At 66.6% G+C, this 25,157-nt stretch carries 20 protein-coding genes; 12 read left to right on the forward strand and 8 right to left on the reverse strand.

Features of this window, described 5'->3' with window-relative positions; translation table 11 throughout:
• Positions 1 to 2 precede the first annotated feature (2 nt).
• Entirely contained in the window at positions 3 to 758 is a 756-nt protein-coding gene (locus BM394_RS10755) for an SDR family oxidoreductase (RefSeq protein ID WP_092977358.1), read from the reverse strand.
• 26 nt (positions 759 to 784) lie between these two features.
• A complete protein-coding gene (locus BM394_RS10760) occupies positions 785 to 2,449 on the reverse strand; it encodes a class I adenylate-forming enzyme family protein (protein WP_092977360.1) in 1,665 nt (554 codons plus the stop codon).
• A 132-nt stretch (positions 2,450 to 2,581) separates the two neighbouring features.
• On the opposite strand from BM394_RS10760, the gene BM394_RS10765 reads away from it, so the two are divergent.
• The 3 genes from BM394_RS10765 to BM394_RS10775 all read left to right on the forward strand — a co-directional run bounded on the left by BM394_RS10765 (position 2,582) and on the right by BM394_RS10775 (position 5,196).
• A complete protein-coding gene (locus BM394_RS10765; RefSeq protein ID WP_245780103.1) occupies positions 2,582 to 3,637 on the forward strand; it encodes a chitinase in 1,056 nt (351 codons plus the stop codon).
• A 293-nt stretch (positions 3,638 to 3,930) separates the two neighbouring features.
• A complete protein-coding gene (locus BM394_RS10770; RefSeq protein ID WP_092977362.1) occupies positions 3,931 to 4,515 on the forward strand; it encodes a DNA-binding protein in 585 nt (194 codons plus the stop codon).
• A gap of 24 nt (positions 4,516 to 4,539) precedes the next feature.
• Positions 4,540 to 5,196: an RES family NAD+ phosphorylase gene (locus BM394_RS10775; RefSeq protein WP_092977364.1), complete on the forward strand. Its 657-nt coding sequence runs from the start codon at positions 4,540 to 4,542 to the stop codon at positions 5,194 to 5,196.
• 229 nt (positions 5,197 to 5,425) lie between these two features.
• On the opposite strand, the gene BM394_RS10780 is transcribed toward BM394_RS10775, so the two are convergent.
• Complete coding sequence (locus tag BM394_RS10780; RefSeq protein WP_092977366.1) at positions 5,426 to 6,451, reverse strand: TerC family protein; 1,026 nt, start codon at positions 6,449 to 6,451, stop codon at positions 5,426 to 5,428.
• Between the two features lie 579 nt (positions 6,452 to 7,030).
• Here BM394_RS10780 and BM394_RS10785 point away from each other — a divergent pair.
• Both BM394_RS10785 and BM394_RS10790 read left to right on the forward strand, forming a co-directional pair.
• Positions 7,031 to 9,886 carry an alpha/beta fold hydrolase gene (locus BM394_RS10785; RefSeq protein WP_245780104.1) on the forward strand — a complete coding sequence of 952 codons (2,856 nt, stop codon included), beginning with the start codon at positions 7,031 to 7,033 and terminating at the stop codon, positions 9,884 to 9,886.
• Positions 9,886 to 10,797, forward strand: a complete 912-nt coding sequence (locus BM394_RS10790; protein ID WP_092977368.1) for an ABC transporter permease — start codon at positions 9,886 to 9,888, stop codon at positions 10,795 to 10,797. The genes BM394_RS10785 and BM394_RS10790 overlap by 1 nt, the downstream gene beginning before the upstream one ends.
• Before the next feature lie 85 nt (positions 10,798 to 10,882).
• Here BM394_RS10790 and BM394_RS10795 read toward each other — a convergent pair whose 3' ends face one another.
• Positions 10,883 to 11,305, reverse strand: a complete 423-nt coding sequence (locus BM394_RS10795; RefSeq protein ID WP_092977791.1) for a PPOX class F420-dependent oxidoreductase — start codon at positions 11,303 to 11,305, stop codon at positions 10,883 to 10,885.
• A gap of 424 nt (positions 11,306 to 11,729) precedes the next feature.
• Here BM394_RS10795 and BM394_RS10800 point away from each other — a divergent pair, with 424 nt between their 5' ends.
• Entirely contained in the window at positions 11,730 to 12,914 is a 1,185-nt protein-coding gene (locus BM394_RS10800) for an acyl-CoA dehydrogenase family protein (protein WP_092977793.1), read from the forward strand.
• 61 nt (positions 12,915 to 12,975) lie between these two features.
• Here the strand turns inward: BM394_RS10800 and uvrB are convergent, their stop codons facing one another.
• Positions 12,976 to 15,138 carry an excinuclease ABC subunit UvrB gene (gene uvrB / locus BM394_RS10805; RefSeq protein ID WP_092977370.1) on the reverse strand — a complete coding sequence of 721 codons (2,163 nt, stop codon included), beginning with the start codon at positions 15,136 to 15,138 and terminating at the stop codon, positions 12,976 to 12,978.
• 96 nt (positions 15,139 to 15,234) lie between these two features.
• Between uvrB and BM394_RS10810 the strand changes: the two genes are divergently transcribed.
• Both BM394_RS10810 and BM394_RS10815 read left to right on the forward strand, forming a co-directional pair.
• On the forward strand, positions 15,235 to 15,786 hold the full coding sequence (locus tag BM394_RS10810; protein ID WP_092977372.1) for a ribonuclease FAU-1 family protein: 552 nt from the start codon (positions 15,235 to 15,237) through the stop codon (positions 15,784 to 15,786).
• 163 nt (positions 15,787 to 15,949) lie between these two features.
• On the forward strand, positions 15,950 to 16,456 hold the full coding sequence (locus tag BM394_RS10815) for a ribonuclease FAU-1 family protein (protein WP_092977374.1): 507 nt from the start codon (positions 15,950 to 15,952) through the stop codon (positions 16,454 to 16,456).
• A gap of 105 nt (positions 16,457 to 16,561) precedes the next feature.
• Here BM394_RS10815 and coaE read toward each other — a convergent pair whose 3' ends face one another.
• Both coaE and rpsA read right to left on the reverse strand, forming a co-directional pair.
• Positions 16,562 to 17,761 carry a dephospho-CoA kinase gene (gene coaE / locus BM394_RS10820; protein WP_092977376.1) on the reverse strand — a complete coding sequence of 400 codons (1,200 nt, stop codon included), beginning with the start codon at positions 17,759 to 17,761 and terminating at the stop codon, positions 16,562 to 16,564.
• Between the two features lie 155 nt (positions 17,762 to 17,916).
• Positions 17,917 to 19,419: a 30S ribosomal protein S1 gene (gene rpsA / locus BM394_RS10825; RefSeq protein ID WP_092924855.1), complete on the reverse strand. Its 1,503-nt coding sequence runs from the start codon at positions 19,417 to 19,419 to the stop codon at positions 17,917 to 17,919.
• A gap of 438 nt (positions 19,420 to 19,857) precedes the next feature.
• On the opposite strand from rpsA, the gene BM394_RS10830 reads away from it, so the two are divergent.
• The 4 genes from BM394_RS10830 (at position 19,858) to BM394_RS10845 (ending at position 24,611) form a co-directional block, all read left to right on the forward strand.
• The gene (locus tag BM394_RS10830; protein WP_245780105.1) at positions 19,858 to 20,727 is read left to right on the forward strand and encodes a class I SAM-dependent methyltransferase; all 870 of its coding nucleotides are present in this window, start codon (positions 19,858 to 19,860) and stop codon (positions 20,725 to 20,727) included.
• A gap of 93 nt (positions 20,728 to 20,820) precedes the next feature.
• Positions 20,821 to 21,798 carry a GNAT family N-acetyltransferase gene (locus BM394_RS10835; protein WP_092977380.1) on the forward strand — a complete coding sequence of 326 codons (978 nt, stop codon included), beginning with the start codon at positions 20,821 to 20,823 and terminating at the stop codon, positions 21,796 to 21,798.
• Positions 21,799 to 21,943: 145 nt separating this feature from the next.
• A complete protein-coding gene (locus tag BM394_RS10840; RefSeq protein ID WP_217643450.1) occupies positions 21,944 to 22,537 on the forward strand; it encodes a hypothetical protein in 594 nt (197 codons plus the stop codon).
• 10 nt (positions 22,538 to 22,547) lie between these two features.
• Positions 22,548 to 24,611, forward strand: a complete 2,064-nt coding sequence (locus tag BM394_RS10845; protein ID WP_092977382.1) for a YhgE/Pip domain-containing protein — start codon at positions 22,548 to 22,550, stop codon at positions 24,609 to 24,611.
• Positions 24,612 to 24,690: 79 nt separating this feature from the next.
• Here BM394_RS10845 and BM394_RS10850 read toward each other — a convergent pair whose 3' ends face one another.
• Positions 24,691 to 25,098 (reverse strand): VOC family protein, encoded by a 408-nt coding sequence (locus tag BM394_RS10850; RefSeq protein ID WP_092977384.1) that lies wholly within the window; start codon positions 25,096 to 25,098, stop codon positions 24,691 to 24,693.
• Positions 25,099 to 25,157: the final 59 nt, after the last annotated feature.

The raw sequence follows: 25,157 nt of genomic DNA on the forward strand, positions 1-25,157 counted from the left end.
GCTCACATCCCTCCGGTGAGCGATACCCCGCCGTCCAGGGTCAGGATCTGGCCCGTCACCCAGGACGCCTCGTCGGAAAGCAGGTAGGCGGCGGCCCCGGAGATATCGGAGGGCACCCCCAGCCTGCGCATCGGGTACTGCTCGGCGACCTCTGCCTCGTTGTCCTGATACAGCGCGGTGGCGAACTGCGTCTTGACCACGGCGGGGGCGACCGCGTTGACACGCACGTCCGGACCGAGCTCCACGGCCAGCTCACGAGTGATGTGGCTCAGCATCGCCTTGGTCGCGCCGTAGTAGCCGATGCCGGGAGCCGGATTCGATCCGGCCAGCGAGGTGACGTTGAGTACCGCACCGCCGTTGGCGGACATCCACTCCCGGTGGACCAACTGGGTCCAGGCCAACGAAGCCAGTACGTTGACCTCGAAGGTCTTGCGTGCGACTTCGTGATCGAGTTCGATCAGCGGGCCGTAAGCGGGGTTGATACCGGTGTTGTTGACCAGCATGTCGACACGGCCGAAAGTGCGCAGGGTGCGGTCGACCGCCTCGGACTGGTGCTCGCTGTCGTCGGCCTTGCCCGCCACCGCGATCGCGTGTTCCGCACCGCCAAGTTCCTCGACGGCCTCCTGCAGAGCATCGGGTTTACGCGCCGTGATGCACACCCGGGCGCCCTCGGACACCAGGCGCTGTGCGATGCCGAAACCTATTCCCCTGCTCGCACCGGTGACGATCGCCACCCGACCGTCGAACCGCTTGCTCATACGTTTCCTCTCCTAGTAGTTGTCGATCAACCGCGCGCTTCGTCCCGAAGCCGCCGTCGAAGGATCTTGCCGGTGGTCGTCTTCGGCAACTCCTCGACCAGCTCCACCTCTCGTGGATACTTGTACGCCGCCAACCGCTGTCGGCAGTGATCGGCGAGCTCCTCCCCGGTGGTGCTCGTACCGGGCACCAGGCTGACGTAGGCCTTGACCGTCTCGCCCCGGTACTCGTCCGGAACTCCCACCACCGCCGCTTCCCGAACGGCGGAGTGCGAGTAGAGGACGTCCTCCACCTCGCGGGGCCAGACCTTGAAACCGGAAGCGTTGATCATGTCCTTCTTCCGGTCGACAACGTAGAACCAGCCCTGTTCGTCCATGAAGCCGACGTCACCGGTGTGCAGCCTGCCCTCCGGGATCGACTCCTCGGTCTGTTCCGGCTGGTTCCAGTAGGAGGGCACGACCATCGGCCCCTCCACGACGATCTCGCCGACCGACCTCACGGGCAGGTCCACCCCGTCGTCGTCCACCACGCGCAGCACGCAGTTGAACGTGGGGATACCGACGCTGATCGTGCCGGTCTCCTCGTCGACCGGAGCCTCCAGGTGCGGCGGCACGGAGGTCGCCGTGGCCGTGGTCTCGGTTAGCCCGTAGCCGTTGCGGATGTAGAGCCCGAAATCGGACCGGAACCGTTCGACCATCGCGGCCGGCAGCGGCGCCCCACCCGCGTACACCTGTTCGAACGAGCGAAAATCGTCGGCGGTGGCTTCGGGATGATTCATCAAAGCGATGTAGGCCGTGGCAGGACCGATCATGTACCGCGGTCGCCACCGGCGCAGCGCCGCCAGTACCGCCGACGGTTCGAACCGGTACACGAGGTCGAGCCGTCCTCCCAGGGCCAGCGTGGCGCCGAACTGGCACACGAGACCGGTGATGTGGAACAGCGGAGCCAACGCGATCATGCCGCTGCCGTCGTGGCTACCCGTGCGCTGCGTGAACGCCTGGGCGTTGAAACTGAGGTTGCGATGGGTGTTGGTCGCACCTTTGGGAGCACCGCTCGTTCCTGACGTGTAAGTCAGCAGTGCGATGTCGTCCGGATAGAGTCGAACGCTCGGAGGCGTGGCCGTCCGGCGTGCGGTCGCCGTTGCCACGAGATCCGCGGTATCCGCGGGCCGACGACGCTCCAACCCCCGCAACGGAGTCCCCTCGTGCTCGGCGGCCAGATCCAGCTCGCTGGTGGTCAGTGTCACCGTCGCTCCGGTGGAGGCGGCCACTTCGCACAGCACGTCGTGCCAACCGTTCTCGGAGGAGATCACGGCGGCGGGTTGGGCGTCCGCCAGGACGGTGGTCAGTTCGTGGGAGCGGTACATGGGATTGAGCGGGACGACGATGCCGCCCAACTTCCACCCGGCGAGCACGGCGATCGCGAACTGCGGAACGTTCTGCAGGTACACCGCGACGCGGTCACCCCCGCCGACTCCCTGCTCGGCGAGGTACTCGGCCACCCCGTTGGCGAACTCGTCCAGCTCACGATAAGTGATCTCGGTACCGAAGTACGTAAGGGCGACGCGGTCGGGAAACCGCGAACGGGTGTCCGTCAGCACGGACAGCATGTCCTCGTACGGTGGGGCGATGTCCGCAGGCTCGTCCGCGGCATAGCGCTCCAGCCAGGGACGTTGATCATAGACACCGGACATGAACACCTCCGCAAGACCGACCAGTCGGTACGTCCAGTAGACTGATTACGACGGTCCACGTCAACCCACCTCCGGAACACGGCGAAAAACCGACCACGTCTTGACGAGATCCATTGGTCTAGTCCAGCTTCGGTGATTCAACCCGTGACCCCGGAGGTTCCGATGCATATTCGCCGCATCACCGCCGCCATCGCCGCCGCGGCCATCCCGTTGACGATGACGGCGGCCCCGGCCGTGGCAGCGCCCGACAACGGAGGAAAGGCCAACCAGCCGAGCGCCGCGGCCGAGAGCGCCGCGTTGCCCGAACACCAGCTCACCGGCTATTGGCAGAATTTCGTCAACGACGCCGAACCATTACGCGTAAGCGACATTCCGGACAACTACGATCTGGTGGCACTCGCATTCGCCCAGTCGGACGCCGCCAGCCCCGGCGCCGTGAAATTCAGCGTCGATTCACGACTCTCGGACGCGCTGGGTGGCTACTCCGACGCGCAGCTCAAGGCGGACATCGCCGAAAAGCAGAGCCAGGGCACGGATTTCGTGATGTCCATCGGCGGCGCCAAGGGGTCGGTGGACCTGAGCACAGAACAGCGCGTGACCAACTTCGTCGACTCGATGACCACGATTATCGAGAACTACGACCTGGACGGTCTCGACATCGATCTGGAACACAGTTTCGACACCGCGGGAATGACCAGTGCCGCGCGCCAGCTCCGAAACCACTTCGGTTCGGACTTCATTCTGACCATGGCGCCGCAGACACTGTACGTACAGCCTGGCGGCTCGTACATGCAACTGATCGACAACCTGAGCGACATCATCACCACGGTGCACACCCAGTACTACAACTCGGGCTCGATGCTGGGATGCGACCAGCAGGTGTACAGCCAGGGCTCAGTGGACTTCATCACCGCCCAGGCCTGCATTCTGCTGGACAAACTCAGCGCCGACCAGATCGCGCTGGGACTGCCTGCCGCACCGTCCGCCGCGGGCAGTGGTTACGTGCAGCCCTCCGTCGTCACCGACGCACTGGACTGCCTGGCGTCGACGACCGACTGCGGACAGTTCGTCCCGGGTCAACCGCACCCCTCGATCAGCGGAGTAATGACCTGGTCGATCAACTGGGACGTCAGCAACGGCACCACCTTCTCCACGACCGTCGGCAACCACTTGGAGACCCTGCCGTAAATCCCGTGACCCGCGGGCCGCGAAGCCGTCACGGCGGATCCGGCGAGCTACATCCCGGAGCCCGCTTTTCCGGACCGGCCGAGGGGACGGAAGCTCCCCTAACACATTCCCGGACGTGACGCTTCGCCGAAAGTGGACGACTCGAAGCCGCCGGCGGTGGAAAGTCGTCCACTTTTCGCGCCCTTTCCCGAAGTTTGATTACACAAAGCAATATTCTTGTCACTTAATGTGATTCTGCTGACAACCCGCACGTTGGCGCACACAAACTCTTCACCAGGAGGTAAGCTGGAACCATGACAGTCGCGCTGGAGACCGTGCTCGCCAGAGCCGGTCTGAAGGTCACCGCGCACGAATTCCTCGTACTGGTCGAGGACGCGGCCAAAAGACTCACGCCGCCACAGGCGGATCCCAGCGCGCACTTCGACGAATCGGAACGCGCGGCGCTGACCGAGACGGGGCTGGACCTGTCACCGCTCGCCGAGCAGGAAACCGACCCCCGTGCGCGCGCGGTGGCGGAACAGACCGTACTGCGCGACACCGCACTGTCGGTGGGCCAAGCCGCCGAGATCGTGGGAGTGGACAGCAGCCGCATCAGACACCGGGTGGCCTCCCGCCGGCTGATCGGCTGGAAGGACCGCGGTGGCTGGCGACTGCCGGCCTGGCAGTTCACCGAGGACGACGTACTTCCCGGCCTGGAAACGGTGCTGGCTGCCATGCCCGGTGACCAACCGGCGCTGGTACTGGCGAACTTCATGACCACTCCACAGCAGGACCTGGATCTGGGAGATCGCCCTGTGAGTCCGCGTGACTGGCTGATGGCATACGGTAACCCGCAGCGAGTCGCCGAACTCGCTTCGGTCATCGGAACGCCCGCGTAGTCGACGACGGACACAGGACCACCAATGGCTCGGCTCCCACAGCCGCCCGCTCCAGCCGTGTTGCAGGCGCTCCTTCGCCGAACCGAGGACGTCGTCGCGGTCCCCGCCGGGACCCGGCTCGTACGGATCTTCGCCTCGGGCGGTAATCACCCGCAGCACTGGAACAGTTTCCGCTACGCGGGACCGCTGCCGCACGCCCGCTTCGACCCGCACCCCCCGAAGCCGCAAGGCGGTCCCACCGTCACCAGGGAGCACGGCGTGCTGTACTTCTCGCTGGCGGTACAGACCTGCATCGCCGAGGTGTTCCAGGCGACATCCACAGTGGATCGCAAAACGCGTGCGCCACAACTGGTGATATTCCGACCACGTCGGACGGTCCGACTGCTCGACCTGTCCGGGCTCTGGCCGACCAGAGCCGGCGCCTCCCAGGCGATCAGCAACGGCACGAAGGAGCGCACCCAGTCCTGGGCACGTTGCATCCGCGCGGCCTACCCGGAACTGGACGGTCTCTGGTACCGATCGTCGATGGACGCCGGTGAGCCCTCGGTCTGCCTGTGGGATCCACCGGCGGCGACGGTACTGCCGGAAAACCCCGACCTACTGCTGCCGCTCGAACACCCCGGCCTGGACCTGCCGCTGGGAAGGGTCTGCAAGGAGCTCGGTTACACCCTGCTGAACTAGTGGGACCTCGTCCACCGGTTTCGACGCGGCACTCACCCCCTTGCGGACCGGCGGAACCACCCGCGAACTCTCGCCGCGGGCGAGCGGAAGCATCGGCCGACGGCCTGCCCAACAGCGGGCCGGACACCCCGCACGCGAAGCGTGCTCGCGAGCGACCTGTCCGGCCCACCGAGCCGGCCCCGCGGATGCCGCTGTTTCGGCCTGTCCCTGTTTCAGTCTGTCCGCTGTTTCAGCCTGTCTCCGCGTTCTCGGCTTCACACTGCTGGCGACGTGACCTGCGCAGACTGGCCACCGTGGTGACCAACAGCACGAGAACGATCACACCGAGCGACAGGAAGTTCCCGATCTCGAACCACTCGGGCACCAGCCCGTAATCGTGCAGAGCGTGCACGATCAGCTTGAATCCGATGAAGGCCAGAATCACGGACAGCCCGGTGGAGAGATAGATCAACCTGTCGACGAGGTCCCCGAGCAGGAAGTACAGCTGGCGCAACCCCATCAACGCGAAGGCGTTGGCGGTGAACACCAGGAACGCCTCCTGTGTGATCCCGAAGATCGCCGGGATCGAATCCACCGCGAACATGACGTCGGCGCTGCCGATGGCCACGATCACGATGAACATCGGTGTCAACCACCGCTTACCGTCGATCCTGACCGACATCTTGGTGCCGTGGAACTGCTCTGTTACGGGATAGGCCTTGCGAACCCATCGCACGACCGCGTTCTCCGGATCATCGTTCTCCTCGTTGTTGCGGAGCATGCTGATCGCGGTCCAGAGCAAGAAAGCGCCGAAGACGAAGAACACCCACACGAAGCGGGAGATCAGCTGGGCGCCGATGGCGATGAACAACCCGCGGAAGACCAGCGCGAGCACGATACCGATCAGCAGCACCCGGTGCTGGTGGATCGAGGGAACCGCGAAGCTGGACATGATCACCATGAAGATGAACAGGTTGTCCACGCTCAGCGAGTACTCCACCACGTAACCCGTGAAGTACTGGATCGCGAAGTCGTGGCCGCCGAACCACCACACTCCGAGACCGAACAGGAGAGCGCAGGCGACGTAGAAAACCACCCAACGAGCGGCCTCACCCGCCTTGACCTCGTGCGGTTTGCGGTCCACGATCACGAGATCCAACAGCAGCAGCACGACCAGACCGGCCAAGGTGGCCAGCCAGACCCACCAGGAAACACCCAGCGTCTCCTGTTGACTCCGCTGCGTCGCCTCCGCGAGCACATGAGTCCCGACGTACATCAATCACCTCCGGTACAGGGCTTATGCCGGGGACCGGAGGTCTCTCCCACCGGCTGAGCCGGTCGACGGTACCGGGAAAGAGCCACCGGACATGCCGGAGTTCGATCCGTGATGACGACACCGCCGCGACAGGAATACTCCCCTCCAAACCTCGTGAATTGTCACCCACGTTCGACGTCGACCGCTATCGGGGGTACGCACCGACAGCCGTTCACCGAAAACGCCATGACCCCGGAAAACACGGGGACACGCGGCGCGAACTGTAGCCAAGGTCACTCTCGCGTGGTTAAATGAGGACTCCACCGGCGATGATGTCTTCGCCTGAGGTCCGGTTCCGGCCGGTGGAAGGCCCGTCGGATCGCGGTTGACATCACGGGGAGTCCGTCCGAACCGGAGCAGCGGGGCCGGTTCGTCGAAGGGTGATCGAGCCACACACACGGTTCACGCCACTCCCGTGCGGCAGCTGTGGAATATTCCCATCGCGATGCGATTTCGTCCCGATATCCGATTCATAGCTTCTTCGGTCGTATCGGATCCATGGGACCCCGTGATACGACTCGTTGCCCTAGAGTCACCCGCGTGTTCCAGTCCCGCCGGTATGTCCCGAACTTCGCGTTGCTGCCGATCGTGCTGGTGGCTCTGATCGTGGCAGCAACAGCGATGTGGTCGGCCGAACAGGATTCGGCCGACCGTGTTCCCAGCGTCGACACGCGGGACGCGAGTATCGACGTGCTGGACGGTCCCGAACAGCAGCAGCGGATACAGCTCGATCTCAGGCTGTTCGTCCCCGAACGCACCCCGGCACCATCGGTGGTACTGGCACACGGCTTCGACGGTGACAAGACCGAACTGGCAGGCCCCGCACGGCGACTGGCCGCACGTGGATTCACCGTGCTGACCTACTCGGCCCGCGGTTTCGGACGGAGCACCGGCAGGATCGCGCTGAACTCACCGGATTACGAGGTGACCGACGCAAGTCGGATCCTGGACTGGCTGGCCCGGCAACCCGAGGTGGCGACCCAGGACGAGGAGGACCCCCTCGTCGGGGTAGGAGGAGTCTCCTACGGTGGAGCGCTGAGCATGCTGCTGGCGGGTAACGATCCCCGTGTCGACGCGATCGCACCGCTGAACACCTACAACGACCTGCGTACCGCGATGCTGCCCAATGCCGCCTCGACCGAGTCGATACCGACCGCCACCGCCGCGCAAGGCAGCGACTCGAGGCCGGGTGTGTTCCGACGGGCATGGGCGGACTCACTGTTCGGGATGGCAACACGCCCGCAGTCGGAGCAACGGGCCTCGCGGAGCGAGGAATCCTCGTCGACCACGCCGCCGCCGCCCGAGGAGAACGGCGAGGCGGACAACACGAGAACACCACTGACGTGCGGCAACCTCACCGCGAGGATATGCCGTGCCTACACCGAGATGGCCCGTACCGGACGAGCCGGATCGAGCACGCTCGAACTGCTGGCCGCGGCCTCGCCGAGCAGCGTGACCGGCGATATCGACATTCCCACCCTGCTGGTGCAGCGTCAGCGCGGCGAACTCTTCGGGTTGTCACAAGCCGACGCGAACGCGCGTCAGATCAGCGCCGCGGGGGGCACCGTCAGCATGATGTGGTTGCACGGCGACGGCAACGCTTCGCTGCCCACGCACGTCTGGGAGAAGGTCGGCGACTGGTTCTCGTACTACCTACACGATTCCGACGAACCGCGACCTCCCCAACCGGAAACGGGATTCCGGTACCAGTTGGTCGACCGCATCGCCTCGGAACGTCAACCCGCGACGACCTGGCGGACGGCGGAGTACCCCGGTCTGGGCTCGAACGAGGTGGCTCGCACCGAGCTCTCGCTGGAGGGCGAGCCCTCCCGAGTGATCGATCCACCCGGTAACGGTGCGGGCACGAGCGGATTCTCGACCACTCCTACTTCCGGGAGCCGGGCAGGAACGACAGCCGGAAACGACGGCGACTCGTCCACCCGCGGCGACGCCACACCGGGCAGGGTGGCGGTTTTCAAGACCGCACGGGTGGACCGATCCACCCTGATCACCGGGATACCACGGACGCGACTCTCGGTGGCTTCGGTTCCGGAGCAGCCCGGCAACGGCGAGGCGGTGCTGTTCGGCAAGCTGTTCGACATCGGACCGAACGGCTCTCGGACGCCGATCGGCGACGGCAGTTCCCCCCTGCGAATAACGGGGCTACCCGACAACGGGAGGGCGGTTCGGGTCGATGTGACCCTGCCCGCCACGATGCACACCCTGCAGCCCGGTCACCGGCTGGAGCTGCGAATGAGCACCAACGATGCCGCCTACAGCGGCCCCCGGGAAACAGCGGTGCACCTGATCTCCCCGGCGGGTGCGGGAAATATCTCGCTTCCCGCCGTACCCGCCTCCCGGGTCGATGAAACCTCGATCCCAGTGGGTGCTCTGCTCGGTATCGCGGCGTTCGTGGTGCTGCTGATCGTGGCGGGGGTACTGGCGATCAGGTTCGAACGTGCGCGTCGGAAACCGCCGAAACCGGAGTTGACCGGCGTGCCGATCTCGATCGAGGGGGTGAGCAAGTCCTATCCCCGACATCCCGACGCGGTGAACGACCTGTCGCTGCGAGTCGAGGCAGGACAGGTCGTCGGACTGCTCGGGCCGAACGGTGCGGGCAAGACGACCCTGCTCCGCATGGTGCTCGGTATGACACGAACCGACGGCGGCCGGATCCACCTGTTCGGTCACTCGGTGACACCGAGCGCACCGGTACTGTCGCGAGTGGGTGGGCTCGTGGAGTCCCCGGGACTGCTGCCGCACCTGACCGGGCTGGAGAACCTGCGCAGCTACTGGCAGGCAACGGGCAGACCGGCGGAACAGGCCGGGCTGGACGAAGTCGTGCGGATCGCCGGACTGGGCGCCGCTGCTGATCACAAGGTGCGTACCTACGGCCCGGGGATGCGGCAACGAGTGGCCCTGGCACAAGCCATGCTGGGACTGCCCGACCTGCTCGTGCTCGACGAACCGATGAACGCGCTGGACCCCGCGCACACACAACGGATGCGCGAGGTCATCCGGGAGTACGCCAGGACCGGACGCACCGTCCTGATGTCGAGTCATCTGCTCAGCGAGGTCGAACAAACCTGCACACACGTCATCGTGATGCACGACGGGCACCGAGTGGCGGGCGGAACGGTCGACGAGATCACCGCTGGGGACTCGATGATCGCCTTCCACGTCGATCAACCCGAACTCGCCGCGCGTACACTCCGCTGTCTGGAGGGAATCGGCAGCGTGCGGGTCGGCGCCGATGTGGTATACGCCGAACTGGCCGGACACTCCACGGCGACAGCCGTGAACGTGTTGGTCGCCTCCGATGTCTCCATAACGCGCGTGGGGCCCCACCGCAAACTCGAGGACGCGTTTCTGGAACTGGTCGGAGAGGACCACTGATGCAGCACGAGCGGGACCGCTCGGCCGAGCGTGCCGTGGAACCGGCCACTCGCCTTCCGGGAGGATCCGACGGCAGCGCACCGGGATACCGCGCCAATCGCACTCTGCCACTGCGTGTGGAGCTGCGCAGGCAGCTGGCGCGTGGCAGGACCAAGCTGGTGCTGTGCTGTCTGGCGGTGCTGCCGCTGTTGTTGGTGGGCACCTTCGCTCTCGGCAACGACGAGACGACTCCGCGGCCCCCGGCCGACTTCGGTGATCTGGCCACGAGCAGCGGGGCGAACTTCACCGTCTTCACGCTGTTGCTGTGTACCCATCTGTTGCTGGTACTGCTCGTGGCACTGTTCTTCGGGGACGCCATCGCGGGTGAGTCGTCCTGGGCGAGTCTGCGTTACCTGGTCGCGATCCCCGTCCCCAGGCATCGACTGTTACGGCAGAAAGCACTGGTGGCGGGACTGCTGTCCTGCCTGAGTCTGCTCGTGCTGACCGGCGCGGCCTTGGCCACGGGCACCTTCTGGTACGGCGCGGGCGTACTGCGCACCCCGCACGAGGGAGTGTTCCACTCCCCGTGGAACGTGCTGGTTCCGCTCGCGATCTGCGGCTATCTGGCGATCCACCTGACCTGGGTGGCCAGCCTGGCACTGCTGTTCAGCGTGATGGCCGACAACCCGCTCGCGGCGGTGGGCGCGACGGTGGGTGTCTCGGTGATCTCGCAGATTCTGGACGAGATTCCCCGGCTGGAGCAGTTCCGTATCCTGCTTCCGAGTCACCATGCGACAGCCTGGACCGATCTGCTGGACACCGGCATCGACTGGACCGATATGGCGAACGGAACACTGTCGGCCACCGCTTACGCGGCGGTGTTCATCACCGCCACGCTGGTGCGGTTCCACCGGGCCGACATCACCAACTGATCGAGGAGTTCCCCGGAGCGGATCGGCCCCGCAGTGTTCGACCACCCGAACGAACCACTTGGGCGAACCACTCGTGTGGCACCACTCAGTGGTGCGGCACGTCCCGGTTCTCGGCCGCGCCCCAGCCGTGCCAGCGGTCCACATCGATCCAGGCACTGACACGGTCGCGGTCGCGCACGTGGTAAGGGGAGCCGGTGTAGTGCCGCGCGAGCCGGTCTATGTCGGAAAGGCTCGGATCGTCCAGCAGTTCGGTGACACGTCCCTGCAGACTCACGTGGGTGTACCAGTCGTCGGTGGCGAGCACGGTCAGCGACACCCGCGGTTCGGCACGCATGTACTCCAGCCGTTTCCGCCCTTCGTCCATGTTGACCAGGATCCGGCCGTGCCGCAGTAGATACCAGGTGGCCACCGAGACCGGCTGGCCGTCGGCGCGCACCGTGGTTATCACCGAGGGATTCGGCGCGGACAGCAACTCGGTGACCCGCTCGGGCAGTGGTGGCTTCGGCACGGACAAACACCTCGCTGTTCGAACGACGCTCGTACTGTGGCCCGACCGTTCCGCGCCGGTCCGGTCATTTCACGTCGAGCCGGTCGCTGTGTCTCGGTTACCGGTTCGTTCCGGACCGGATGCTGGGTCGGCCCGCCGCTCGAACCAATCGTGGCATTCCCGCGGAGCACCGACACACGCACATCCGTCGGGGTGCTCTCCGAGCGCCACACTCATCCTTCCGGAGTAGCCTCGGCCGCGATGGAGGTATTCCACCCGAGTTGTCTCCTCGCTGTCGTGGCGAGTCTCCGTTTCTCGGGTCGAACGCCGACTCCGAATGCCGCCTTCCCGCTCCCCTCCCCCGGCCGCGCGACACCTACGGCGGGCGGAACAACTCGCGACACCAACCACGCGAAACGATCCCGGCAAGAGGCAGGTGATCATCATGGCGAAAACCGCCAACACCGATTCCGACTTCTTCGGATTCGAGGAACTGCTGACCGACGAGGAGCGAAGCGAGCTGGCCCGGATCCGCGAAGTCCTGCGTCGGGAGATCAAGCCACTGGCCAACGATGCCTGGGACCGTGCGGAGTTCCCGTTCGAGGCTGTCGAGACCTTCGCGAAACTCGGCATCGCAGGCTTTCAGTTCCCGGAGTACGGCGACGGGGTCGCTCGCCGACCGCTGTTCAACGGGTTCCTCAGCCTCGAGATGAACAAGGTGGACCCCTCGCTGGCCGTTGCCTCCGGTGTGCACACCGGGCTGGCGATGGGCAGCATTTACGGCGGTGGTGACCAGCGCCAGCGGGACCGCTGGATGCCGGACATGGTCGCCTGGAACAAGATCGGAGCTTTCGGGCTGACCGAGCCCGAAGGAGGCTCCGACGTGGCCGGGGGAATGCGCACCACCGCCCGCCGCGAGGGCGACGAGTGGGTACTCAACGGCGCCAAGCGCTGGATCGGCAACGGCACGTTCGCCGATCTGGTCGTCATCTGGGCCCGCGACGAGGCCGACGACAGTGTCAAGGGCTTCGTGGTCGAGAAGGACATGCCGGGCTTTCACGCGAGCAAGATCGAGGGCAAGATCGCGCTGCGCTCGGTGCAGAACGCGGACCTGTCACTGGAGGACGTGCGCGTACCGGAGGACAACCGGCTGCAAAACATCGACAACTTCCGCGACACCGCGAAGGTCCTGGCCAAGACGCGGGGAAACGTGGCCTGGCAGGCACTCGGTGTGGCAACACGCGCCTACGAACTGGCGCGGGACTACGCGGTCACCCGCGAACAGTTCGGCACCCCTATCGGAGGGTTCCAGCTCATCCAGGACCTACTGGTCAAGATGCTGGGCAACATCACGGCCATGTTCGGGATGGTCACCCGACTCGCCCAGAAGATGGCGGACGGCACGGCGGGGCCCGACCACGCCGCGCTGGCGAAGAGCTTCACCACCACCAGGATGCGCGAGTGCGTGGCGTGGGCACGCGAACTGTTCGGCGGTAACGGCATCGTGCTGGACTACGAGGTGGCCAAGTTCTTCGCCGACGCGGAAGCCGTCTACTCCTTCGAGGGCAGCCGGGAGATGAACACGCTGATCGTGGGCAAGTCGATCACCGGGCAGAGCGCCTTCACCTGAGCCACGGAGTCCGATGTCCCGCGGCGGGGACGAGTGAACGTCCCACCCGCCCCCGCGAGGTTCAGCTCACGCCGGCTTCGTCCATGGCCCGAAGCTCCTTCTTGAGATCATTGATCTCGTCCCGCAGCCGCGCGGCGAGCTCGAACTGCAACTCCCTGGCCGCGTTCATCATCTGGTCGTTGAGCTGCTGCACCAGGTCGGCCAGCTCCGCACGTGGCATCGACTTGGTGTCGCGATCCTTGAGCACACCGGAACTGGTGGTGGCCGAAGTCTCCCCGCCGGGTTTCTTGCCACGCGAGGCGTTGCGCCCGGAGCCACCCTCCGGAACGGTCTCCTCGGTGTCCTCCGACTCCGAGTACACCCGGTCGAGAATGTCGGCTACCTGCTTGCGCAACGGCTGCGGATCGATGCCGTGCTCGGTGTTGTAGGCGATCTGCTTGGCCCGCCTGCGGTTGGTCTCGTCGATGGCCCGGCGCATCGAGTCGGTCACCTCGTCCGCGTACATGTGCACCTGTCCGGAGACGTTGCGGGCGGCACGGCCGATGGTCTGCACCAGGCTGGTCTCGGATCGCAGGAACCCCTCCTTGTCCGCGTCCAGGATCGAGACCAGTGAGACCTCGGGCAGGTCGAGCCCCTCACGCAGCAGGTTGATACCGACCAGCACGTCGTACTCACCGAGCCGGAGTTGGCGCAACAGCTCCACGCGTCGCAAGGTGTCCACCTCCGAGTGCAGGTACCTCACCCGGATCCCGAGTTCGAGTAGATAGTCCGTGAGGTCCTCGGCCATCTTCTTGGTCAGCGTGGTGACCAGTACCCGTTCGTCCCGGTCGGCACGTTGCCGCACCTCGGCGACCAGATCGTCGATCTGCCCCTCGGTCGGTTTGACGACCACTTCGGGATCGACCAGCCCGGTGGGTCGGATGACCTGTTCGGTGAACTCCCCACCGGCGCGCTGCATCTCGTAGCTGCCCGGGGTCGCCGACAGGTACATCGACTGACCGATGCGATCGGCGAACTCCTCCCACTTGAGCGGCCTGTTGTCCAATGCGCTGGGCAGCCGGAATCCGTGGTCGACCAGGGTGCGTTTACGCGAGGCGTCGCCCTCGAACATCCCGCCGATCTGCGGCACCGTCACGTGGGACTCATCGATGACCAGCAGAAAGTCCTCGGGGAAGTAGTCGAGCAACGTGGCCGGGGCCGAACCTGCCTCCCGGCCGTCGATGTGCCGCGAGTAGTTCTCGATACCGGAGCAGAACCCGACCTGACGCATCATCTCGATGTCGTACTGGGTGCGCATCCGCAGTCGCTGCGCCTCAAGCAACTTGTTCTGGCGCTCCAGCTTGCCGAGCTGTTCGGTCAGCTCCTCCTCGATGCCGCGGATGGCCTGTTCCATCCGCTCCGGCCCGGCCACGTAGTGTGTCGCCGGAAATATCCGCAGGTCACGAACCTCGTGCACCACGTCACCCGTCAGCGGGTGCAGGTAGTAGAGCCTGTCGATCTCGTCGCCGAAGAACTCCACTCGTACCGCGAGTTCCTCGTAGGCCGGGATGACCTCGACGGTATCCCCGCGCACGCGGAAGGTGCCGCGCTGAAAAGCCAGGTCGTTGCGCTGGTACTGCACGTCCACCAGAGCGCGCAGCAGCACGTCGCGGTCGATCTCCCCGCCGACCTCCAGGGCGATCGAACGATCCAGGTACGACTGCGGCGTACCGAGACCGTAGATGCACGACACGGAGGAGACCACCACGCAGTCCCTCCTGCTGAGCAGGTTGGAGGTGGCAGAGTGCCGCAACCGTTCGACGTCCTCGTTGACCGAGGAGTCCTTCTCGATGTAGGTGTCGGTCTGCGGTACGTAGGCTTCCGGCTGGTAGTAGTCGTAGTAGCTGACGAAGTACTCCACGGCGTTCTCCGGAAAGAACCCGCGCAGTTCGTTGGCCATCTGGGCGGCCAGCGTCTTGTTCGGCTCCATCACCAGGGTGGGGCGCTGGATCCGTTCGATCAGCCACGCGGTGGTGGCGGACTTGCCGGTACCGGTGGCTCCCAGCAGCACCACGTCGGTCTCGCCCGAGTTGATCCGACGTTCGAGCTGATCGATCGCCTCCGGTTGGTCACCGGCGGGTTCGTAATCACTGACGACACGGAACCGTCCGTCCTTGCGCGGGATCTCACCGACCGGGCGGAACTCGGAGTGCGCCAGCACGGGGTACTCAGTCGCGAATGCCACTCTCCCAGCTTACGGGGCCGGTACGACATCACGCCGCCGACTGCGGATCGCGCTCGGATGCGGACAGCGAGCCCTCTCAACTCGTAGAGTGGCACCGTGACGACGCAACGGGAGATCGCCGCGGACCTCGGGTTGCCGATTCATCCCCCGAAGGTGGAGATTTTCGATCTGACCGATCGGACGAACACCGACGCCAAACAGCGGGTGCGCCGGGTGGACGAGTACCGGGCGGAACCGTTCGGGCTCTACATGGCACGTCCCATGATCGACCACCCCGAGCTGGACTACCTCGAGTCCTGGCTGCTGCCCGACCTGGATCTGCGGATCAGTGACTACCGGCGGAGGCCGGGGCACGACAGGGAACAGGACTTCTACGTCGACATAGCGCGGATCGAGCCGGGCGAGCACCGCTGGCGCACCGTCGACCTGTACCTGGACGTCGCCGTCAGGCAACGGCAGGACGCGCGGGTGCTGGACAGCGACGAGTTCGTCACCGCGCTGCGGGCGGAGCTGTTGGACGACGAGACCGCGCGGCGCGCGATGGACACCACCCACCGGGTGGTGGACGGGCTGGCCCGGCACGAGTACGACCTGCCCGCGTGGTTGCACACCCTCGGTGTCGAGCTGAGCTGGCGGCGCACCGGTTGACCGAGCTCGGGGGCGGCAACACGTATCCAGCCCTCGGAACAACCGCCGAATCTCGCGATCCGTCGAACGAGATCCGAACGTGACGTCTACAACACTCAAAAGTTACGTAACGGATTCATATTGTTGATCATTTCACAGTTTCCGCGCGGCTAGGGTCGAGTTCGTGGGTTCGGTGATCACTCCTCAACACGTTGAAGTCGTCGATGTCGCCAGTGGGCAGCGGCACCTGGGCTCCGGGATCACCCAGCAGCTTGACGACTGCCATCTCGAGCGGTGGGGGTTGTGCCTGGAACGCAGCACACCCGACGACCCCGTGCACGGCAGAGAGGTGACCTGGTTACTGCCCGACCTCGGGCTGCGGCTGACGCGCTATCGCCCCCGCAGCAGACACGCCCGTCCGGACGGCAGCCTGCTGACAGCGGCCCGGATCGACCGGGACGCGCGTTCCTGGATCACGACGGATCTGCTGCTGGGGCTGGAAGTGCCCGAGCACGGGGCCGCACGAATCGTCAAGTCCGAGGAATTCGCCGCCGCGGTCAGCGACGGGATGCTCACCCTGGAGGAAGCCGATCTGGCGGTGTGCACGGTGCACCGGATCTACGAGGAGATCCGGCTACACCGGGATGTCGAACAGTGGTTGGCCTACCGCGGCGTGTTCACCGCTTGGTAGCCGGAACAGCGCTCGGGCGGGCGCCCCGGAACCGATCGAGCCAGTTGAAAACCCCGTGCGGAGCTCGGCTGCCCGTCGACACGCTCCCGGAAGGGGCCGGACGACTCACCACGGCGGCGGCTGCCATCCGGTCTCGGATGCCCACCGCTCCGCGCGGGGCAGCGCCCGCTCGAACCAGGGCCGCTTTGCCTCGATGTAGCGACGCGTATCGGGATCGGAACCGAACCGGGCCGCGAGGTCGCGTTTGATCGAGGCGTACTCCCGCCGAGCCCCGTCATCGGCGCGGAGCCAGGCGGGAAGCAGCAGCGCGAGCCGCCAGTTGGCCGCCCCCGCGACCCGCAGGTACAGCTTCGCTCGCAGTCCCGGGTCGGCGGAGACGTGCGTGCGATCGGGCCACTGTTCCGGATCCGGCTGAGGGTGGTGCGCCTCGTCCGTGTCCGCTCCGGGCAGTAGGGGCATCCCCGCTTCTGCCAACGGCTCGACGAGCGCTTCCGCCTCGGCGAGACTCCGCACGGTGAGCTGTAGATCGATCACGTCATTGGCGGGCAGGCCGGGCACCGAGGTCGAACCGATGTGATCCACGCGGAGCGCGGAATCACCGGCGGCCTTGGAGATTCTTGCCAGCAGCCTGCTCGCCCGGCGCGGCCATTCCGGGTCCGGCTCGACGATTCGGGGCCCGTTGAGCGGTAGGGGGTTACGGGAGCGGATGTTGGCCTCGAAGGGCACGAGCCGCTCCCGCCAGAGCTCGTCCACGCTCGACCGGATCCGGTCCAACTCGGCACCGTTGTCCAGCCAGATGTCGGCAGCGTCCCTGCGCTGCGCTTCGCTCGCCTGCGCCCCGATACGTGCCCTGGCGTCCTCCTCGGGCAGTCCGCGGTCGACGAGCCGCCGCACTCGCTGCTCCACCGGAGCGTCGACGACGATCACGAGGTGGTAATCGGCCTGGTAACCGTTCTCCACGAGCAGCGGGACGTCGTGGACCACGATGGCATCGGAACCGGCTTCGGTCATCAGCTCGGCGGTTCGTGCGGCGACTCTGGGGTGGACGATGCCGTTGAGGTCGCTCCTGGCCGACTCGTCGGCGAAGACGAGGCGTGCCATGGCGGCGCGATCCAGCGCGCCGTCGGCATCCAGTACCTCGGGGCCGAAACGGGCGGATATCTCGGCCAACCCGTCGGTTCCGACGGCGACCACTTCCCGGGAGATCCGGTCCGCGTCGATGACGCGAGCGCCGTGTTCGGCCAACCGGTCGGCGACCGTCGACTTGCCCGAACCGATTCCTCCGGTGAGACCAAGGCGCAACATCGGCTTCATCCTGCCAGGCGGTTCAGGCCGTGCCGAAGCGGTCCGCCGCGCGGTGGAGCGAGCCGACCGGGCGAACGACGAAAAACGGCCCCGCCCCTGCTCGCGGCAGGGACGGGGCCGTCGACGGTTTCAGCCGTTCACCGCCGAACTAGCGGTCACGCGCCACCGGAGAGCTTCTCGCGGAGAGCGGCCAGCTGAGCGTCACTGGCCATCGCACTCGGCTCCTGCTCTTCCTCCTCGGCGGGAGCGGCGGAGGTGTAGTTGCCCTCCTGCTGCTGCTGTTCCTCCTCGCCACCGGCGGCAGCCGCGGCGGCGTCGGCCTCGGCGGCCTTGGCGACCTGGCGCATGTGAGCCTCGTAGCGCTCGAGGGCCTCGGCGTACTGCCGCTCCCACTCCTCGCGCTGGGTCTCGTAGCCTTCGCGCCACTCCTGGGTCTCCGGGTCGAAGCCCTCGGGGTAGATGTAGTTGCCGTCGTTGTCGTACTCGGCGGCCATGCCGTACTGCGTCGGGTCGAAGTCCGAGTCCGGCGTGAAGCCCTCGTTGGCCTGCTTCAGCGACAGCGAGATGCGCCTGCGCTCCAGATCGATGTCGATGACCTTGACCATGACCTCGTCACCGACCTGCGCGACCTGCTCGGGAATGTCCACGTGGCGCTCGGCCAGCTCGGAGATGTGGACCAGTCCCTCGATGCCCTCGTCGACGCGGACGAAAGCACCGAACGGCACGAGCTTGGTGACCTTGCCCGGCACGATCTGACCGATCGCGTGCGTACGGGCGAACTGACGCCAGGGGTCCTCCTGCGTCGCCTTCAGCGACAGCGAGACCCGCTCCCGGTCCATGTCCACGTCGAGCACCTCGACGGTGACCTCCTGGCCGACCTCGACCACCTCGCTCGGGTGATCGATGTGCTTCCAGGAGAGCTCCGAGACGTGAACCAGTCCGTCGACCCCACCCAGATCGACGAACGCACCGAAGTTGACGATGGAGGAAACGACGCCCTTGCGGACCTGGCCGTTCTGCAGCTGGTTGAGGAACTCACTGCGCACGGCCGACTGGGTCTGCTCCAGCCAGGCACGGCGGGAGAGCACGACGTTGTTGCGGTTCTTGTCCAGCTCGATGATCTTGGCTTCGAGCTCCCGGCCCACATAGGGCTGCAGGTCGCGGACGCGCCGCATCTCCACCAACGAGGCGGGAAGGAAACCACGCAGGCCGATGTCGAGGATGAGACCACCCTTGACGACCTCGATGACGGAGCCGCGCACGGGCTCGTCCTTCTCTTTGAGGTCCTCGATGGTGCCCCAGGCACGTTCGTACTGCGCGCGCTTCTTGGACAGGATCAGACGGCCTTCCTTGTCCTCCTTCTGCAGGACAAGAGCCTCGACAAAGTCGCCGACGGCCACGACCTCGGCGGGGTCGACATCGTGCTTGATGGAGAGCTCCCGGGAAGGGATGACCCCCTCGGTCTTGTAGCCGATGTCGAGCAGGACCTCGTCCTTGTCGACCTTGACGATAGTGCCTTCGACGATGTCGCCATCGTTGAAGTACTTGATGGTCTGGTCGACGGCGGCGAGGAAGTCCTCCTCCGTCCCGACGTCGTTCACTGCGACCTGCGGCTTGGTGGCGGCTGCAGTCGGGACGGTGGTGGTGTCGGTGGACATCAGGTGGGTTGCTCCGGTACGGGTAGGTCGGTTGTCGAGTCTCTAGGTTCTCATGCACCCGGATCGGCTCCGCACGGACCACCCCCGCTACCGCCGAGGCACCCCCCACGGAACGACGGGAACCGCCGTTGACCACACCGACGTTCCACTTCCGTCCGGAAGCCGCAGCTTCCGGCGGGAAGCAGCACGTGCGGTGGCTTCCCGCGCGGTGTTTTTCCGAGAATGACCGCTTTCGGAACGAATCCCGAAGGCGGACGGACCACGCGAAAACGGACTGTTCCGGCGCCGTGCGGTAACACGAGCCCTGACGGAGACAGACCCCTGGTGCGAGCGATAGCGTACCCGTCTCGGCGATCGTGGGGCAAATCGCCCGGCGGTTCCCGAAAGCGGTCGGCACCGGCACGCACCGCACACCACACGATTCCCAGGGAGGCGATGGTGACCAATCCCGCACCCGATCCGACGGGGCAGGCGGCGGAGTCCCAGCACAGCAACGCCGAGAGGATTCTCGGGACGATCGGGGTGGCCAACCGCGCGGCCGGGGCTACGGAGTCCCGTTCGGCGAGCAGAATGTGGTGGGACGCCGACGCGGACGACTACCAGGCCGAACACGGTCCGTTCCTGGGCGACGCGGAGTTCGTGTGGTGCCCGGAACGACTCAGGGAACGCGAGGCGCGCCTCCTCGGCGACGTCGAGGGTTCGCACGTACTGGAGGTCGGCTGCGGAGCGGCGTCCTGCTCCCGCTGGTTGGCCGCCCGGGGAGCACGACCGGTGGGGCTCGACATCTCCGGCGGCATGCTCGGGCACGCCCTCGCGGGCAACGAGCGCAGCGGGATCCACGTCCCGGTGGTGCAGGCCAGTGCCGACATGCTGCCCTTCGCGTCCGACTCGTTCGACATCGCCTGCTCCGCGTTCGGCGGCGTGCCGTTCGTGGCGGATTCGGGAGCCGTCATGCGTGAGGTGGCGCGCACGCTGCGCCCCGGGGGACTGTGGGTGTTCGCGGTGACGCACCCGATTCGCTGGGTGTTCCCGGACGACCCCGGTCCGGACGGGCTCACCGCCGTCGGCTCCTACTTCGACCGCAGCCCCTACGTGGAGATAAACGGCACCGGCAGGGCCACCTATGTCGAGCACCATCGAACCCTGGGCGACTACATCACCCAGCTCGACGACGCGGGGTTCCGGCTCCGCGGCCTCGTCGAACCGGAATGGCCCGACGATCTCACCGAGACCTGGGGGCAGTGGAGTCCGCTGCGCGGCAGAACCCTGCCCGGAACCGCGATCTTTAGGTGCGAGCTCGTGGCATAACGACCGAGCCGACGTCGCCCGCCGCACCGGTGTTTCCCCACCGGACCACGGCACACAACCACCGGAACCTCACGAAGGAAGCGCAGCAGGGTCGTGACCAGCGCTCAGGAACTACTGGAAATTCAGCAGGCGAGGTTTCGCCGGTTGGATCCGGCACTGCCGGAGGCCTACCCGCTACCGCGCGGCGGTGAACCGGTGATGGCCCGGTTGCGCGGTGGTGAACCGGTGGCGGGACTGACAGCACACACCACCCAACCACCGGGCTCGCTGGCGAGCCTGTGGTCGACCACCGAGACCTACGAGCTGTTCCCACTGCTGGGAGATGCCCCGGGCGAGGGCATGGACGCACTGCTGCACGCGCTGCGACGGCAGCTCGGCGAGCTGGGGGCACCGGAGCACGACTCCTCCTGCCTGGTCACCTGGCCCAGCGGGGACGTGGCGGCGACTCGCGCCCTGCTGGATCACGGCTTCGTCCCCTTGTCGTGCCTCGCGATACGAACGCCCGTGGCTACAGTAGATACGAAACTGTCTGGTACCGTAAAAATGCGCCGGGCGGAGCCTGCCGACGTGGACAGTGTGGTGGAGCTGGCGATGGCCGAACTCGAATACGCCGCCCTCGTCGGTGCCTCCGTTCCGCGCTCCGGCGCGGCCGGACTCAAGCGCGACGCCGTGTCGGTCCGACTGCGCGCGAAGAGCGGACCACGCGGGATTCGCCGCGCGGACGGCGCGCCGTCCGGCGACCCGGTCTGGTTGGCCGAACGGGACGGAAACCCGGTCGGACTGGCCGAGTGCGGCTGGGTCGACGCGGACAACCAGCACAGTGGACACCGGCTCGGCAACGGGCTCTGGGGTTACGTCAACTGCCTCTCGGTACGCGAGGAGGAGCGGGGCACCGGCATCGGGCGAGAACTGATGTCGTTGGTCCACGACGACTTCGCCGCCGCGGGTGCGGTGGGCAGCTATCTCTACTACAACCCGGCGAACCCGTTGTCCCCGGTGTTCTGGCACCGCAGGGGCTATCGCCCGCTGTGGACACTCTGGGAGATCAGACCGGCAACCGCGCTTCGCTGAGAGCCGCGGCGAGGGGTGCCGGTCGCTGACGCGAAAGGCACGCCGAGTCGTGGAAATCCTCGCAGCGGGCGCCGGAGTCACCGGGCCACACGGGACACTGCTCGAACCGACCTCCCTACGGGCATCGTCGGGAGAACTGCTGCTGGTGTCAGGACCGCCGAGATCCGGGCGCACCGCACTGGCCCTGCTGCTCGCGGGCAGACTCCGCCCCGACTCGGGAACCGTGCTCCGGAACGGGCGCCGGGCCCCCGCCGAGCTGCGCGAAACCGTGGCCGTCGTCGACGCGCCCGGTGTCACCGAGCCGGAAGGCAGTGTCCAGCTGCGCGATGTGGTCGCCGAAGGTCTCGGGATAGCCGGACGGCGTTTCGGCGGACGGGCGGTACGCGACTGGCTCGCGGAACGCGGTCTGCGACAGCAGGCCGGCCTGAGATTCGAACGGATCACCCCGCACTGCCGCACGCGGCTGCTGCTGGACCTGGCTCGCGAGGCTCGTGGCGTCGAGGCACTCGTGCTCGACTGCCCGGACCGGCACGGCGGCGAGGCGGTCCGCTGGTACAGCGCCGCGCAGGAGGCCGCCTCCCAGGGATACGCCGTCGTCGCGCTGTGCTCACCGCACACCGCCACCGAGCTCAACCACCTCCCCGCGCGTATCGGCACGGACAACGACGAGCCGGCGTCACCGCCGCGAACCGAACCGTCCGCCGATTCAGCCCCGCCCGCCGACTCCGGCTCGTTTTGAGGAAATCAGCATGACCACGTTCCGGCTGGCTCGGACCGAGCTCCGTCGACTGACCTCCGGCAAATTACCCAAACTCGCCCTGGTAGCGGTCACGCTCGTACCGCTGCTGTACGGCGCGATGTACATCTACGCCAATCTCGACCCCTACGAACGCCTGTCCGCCGTTCCCGCCGCCGTCGTGATCGACGACGAAGGGGCCGAAACGGAGGACGGCAGCGAACTCAACGCCGGCGAGAAGGTCTACGACCGCCTCGTCGATTCCGGGGACTTCGACTGGCACCGGGTCGGTGAGCGACGGGCGACCACCGGTGTCTCGGAGGGGCGCTACACGTTCGCACTGGTGATTCCGGAGGACTTCTCGCGTGCACTGCGGTCGCCGAGCGATTTCGACCCCAGGCAGGCCCGGCTGCGGCTGGTGACCAACGACGCGAACAACTATCTGGTGGGCACCATCGCCGACCGCGTGGCCACCAGGATCCGTGAGTCGGTGGCCGCAGATGCGGGCAGTGACGCGGCACACCAACTGCTGCTCGGGCTGAGCACGGTGCACGACCGAACAGCACGGGCGGCCAACGGGGCGGGAGATCTCGCCGACGGAGCGGGCGATCTCGACACCGGATTGGAGAACGCCAGGCAGGGCGCCGAGAAACTGTCGACGGGCACCCACGAGCTGCTCACCTCGCAACGGAAGTTGACCGACGGCGCCGCGACGCTGGAGGAGGGCGCGGGCCGGATCTCCGCGGGCAGTCAGCGGCTCGCCGACGGAGCGGGCGAACTGCGCGAGAAGACCGCGGATCTTCCCGCCAAGAGCGAGGAGCTCGCCGACGGTGCCGAGCGGGTCGCGGAGGGCAACTCCGAACTGGCCGCCACGGCCGAACGACTCGGCGGCGTCTCGCAACACATCGTCGACGAGCTGGACGGGGCCAACAAGAAGATCGCGGACCGCCTGCGGGCGCTGGGTCTCGACGAACAGGAGATCGAGCGGATCACCGCCACGCTGGACGAACTGAACCAACCGCTCGACGAGACCAACAGTCAGGTGCAACAGCGGGTTTCCCGGGTGAACGAACTCGCCGACGGTGCCGAGCGGGTGGCGAGCGGGGCTCGCCGACTGGCCGACACCGCCCCGGAACTGACCAACGGCATCGAGAAGCTCGACGAGGGCTCACAGCGTGTCACCGACGGGGCGAGCGAACTCGACCGAGGGCTGGGCGAGCTCGTGGACAACCAGCGGCGTGCGGTCTCCGGAACGGAGGAGCTGGCCGGGGGCGCCGACGACCTGGCGGCGGGAACGAGCAGGCTGGCCAACGGTTCGACGGAACTGGCGACGGGGTCGAACGAACTCGCCGACAGGTTGTCGAGCGGGGTGGACGAGATCCCGAACCCGGACAGCGGAGCACGGCAGGCCACGGCCGAAACCATCGGGGACCCGGTCAAGGTGAGCGAACGGGCGCAGACCAGTGCGGGCAGCTACGGCGCCGGGCTCGCGCCGTACTTCATGGGGCTGGCGCTGTGGATCGGCGGTTTCGTGCTGTTCCTGCTGCTGCGGCCGCTGTCCAACCGGGCACTGGCCGGAGGGGTCGCCCCGTGGCGCGTCGCGCTCGGCGGCTGGCTACCCGCGGCGATCGTGGGAACCGTGCAGGCCGTACTGCTGTACGGGGTCGTGCGGTTCGGGGTCGGGATAGAGCCGGCCAGGCCGGTGGCGACGCTGGCGTTGCTGGTGCTGACCTCGCTGGCGTTCACCGCCGTGGTGCACTCGCTCAACGCGGCCTTCGGACCACGCGGCAAGTTCCTGGCGCTGGTGTTCCTGGTGCTGCAGCTGGTCAGCGCCGGTGGAACCTTCCCGTGGCAGACGACACCGGCACTGCTGCATCCGCTGCACCACGTACTGCCGCTGAGCTACGTCGTGGACGGCCTGCGGCAGCTGCTCTACGGCGGCTCGCCGGACAACGCGGCACACGCGGCACTGGTACTGGGCAGTTACCTGGTCGGGGGGCTGCTGCTGAGCACGGCGGCAGCGGCACGCCAACGGGTGTGGACCGCGAAACGGCTTCGTCCGGAGCTCGCCCTGTGACGTGGTGCGGACCAGGGCGTGACCGATGACCGAACCGTTCGGGCGGTGGCCTCCCGAGTGGACCACCGCCCGAACGGCGTCACCGCTCGGAGCGCTGCGAGGGATCGTCGTAACGGGCGACCTCGATCAGGTTGCCGTCCGGATCGCGCAGGTACAACGAGGTTATGGGGCCGTTGGTGCCGGTGCGGACCACGGGACCGGCCTCGATCCGCACGTCGTTGGCCCGCAGGTGCTCCTGGACGTCACCGAGCGCGTCGCCGGTCACCAGGCACAGATTCGCCGACCCGGGAACCGGGTGGGTGGCCGTGGGCTCCACCAGTTCACTGGCGGCGTGCAGTTTGATGGTCTGCTGTCCGAAACGCACCGCGCGTCGTTCCTCCTGGAACTTCACGGGCTCCATACCGAGAATGTTCTCGTAGAAGTCCAACGCACGATCGACATCGGCCACGGTAAGTACCAGGTGGTCCAGTCTGTCGACGTTGATCATGATCCTCCTTCGCCGACGCCAGGCACACTCCCCCAACACCACGCGTCGGCACCGCGGTT

This window comes from Actinopolyspora lacussalsi subsp. righensis (genome assembly GCF_900116555.1).
Taxonomy (GTDB): Bacteria; Actinomycetota; Actinomycetes; order Mycobacteriales; family Pseudonocardiaceae; genus Actinopolyspora; species Actinopolyspora lacussalsi.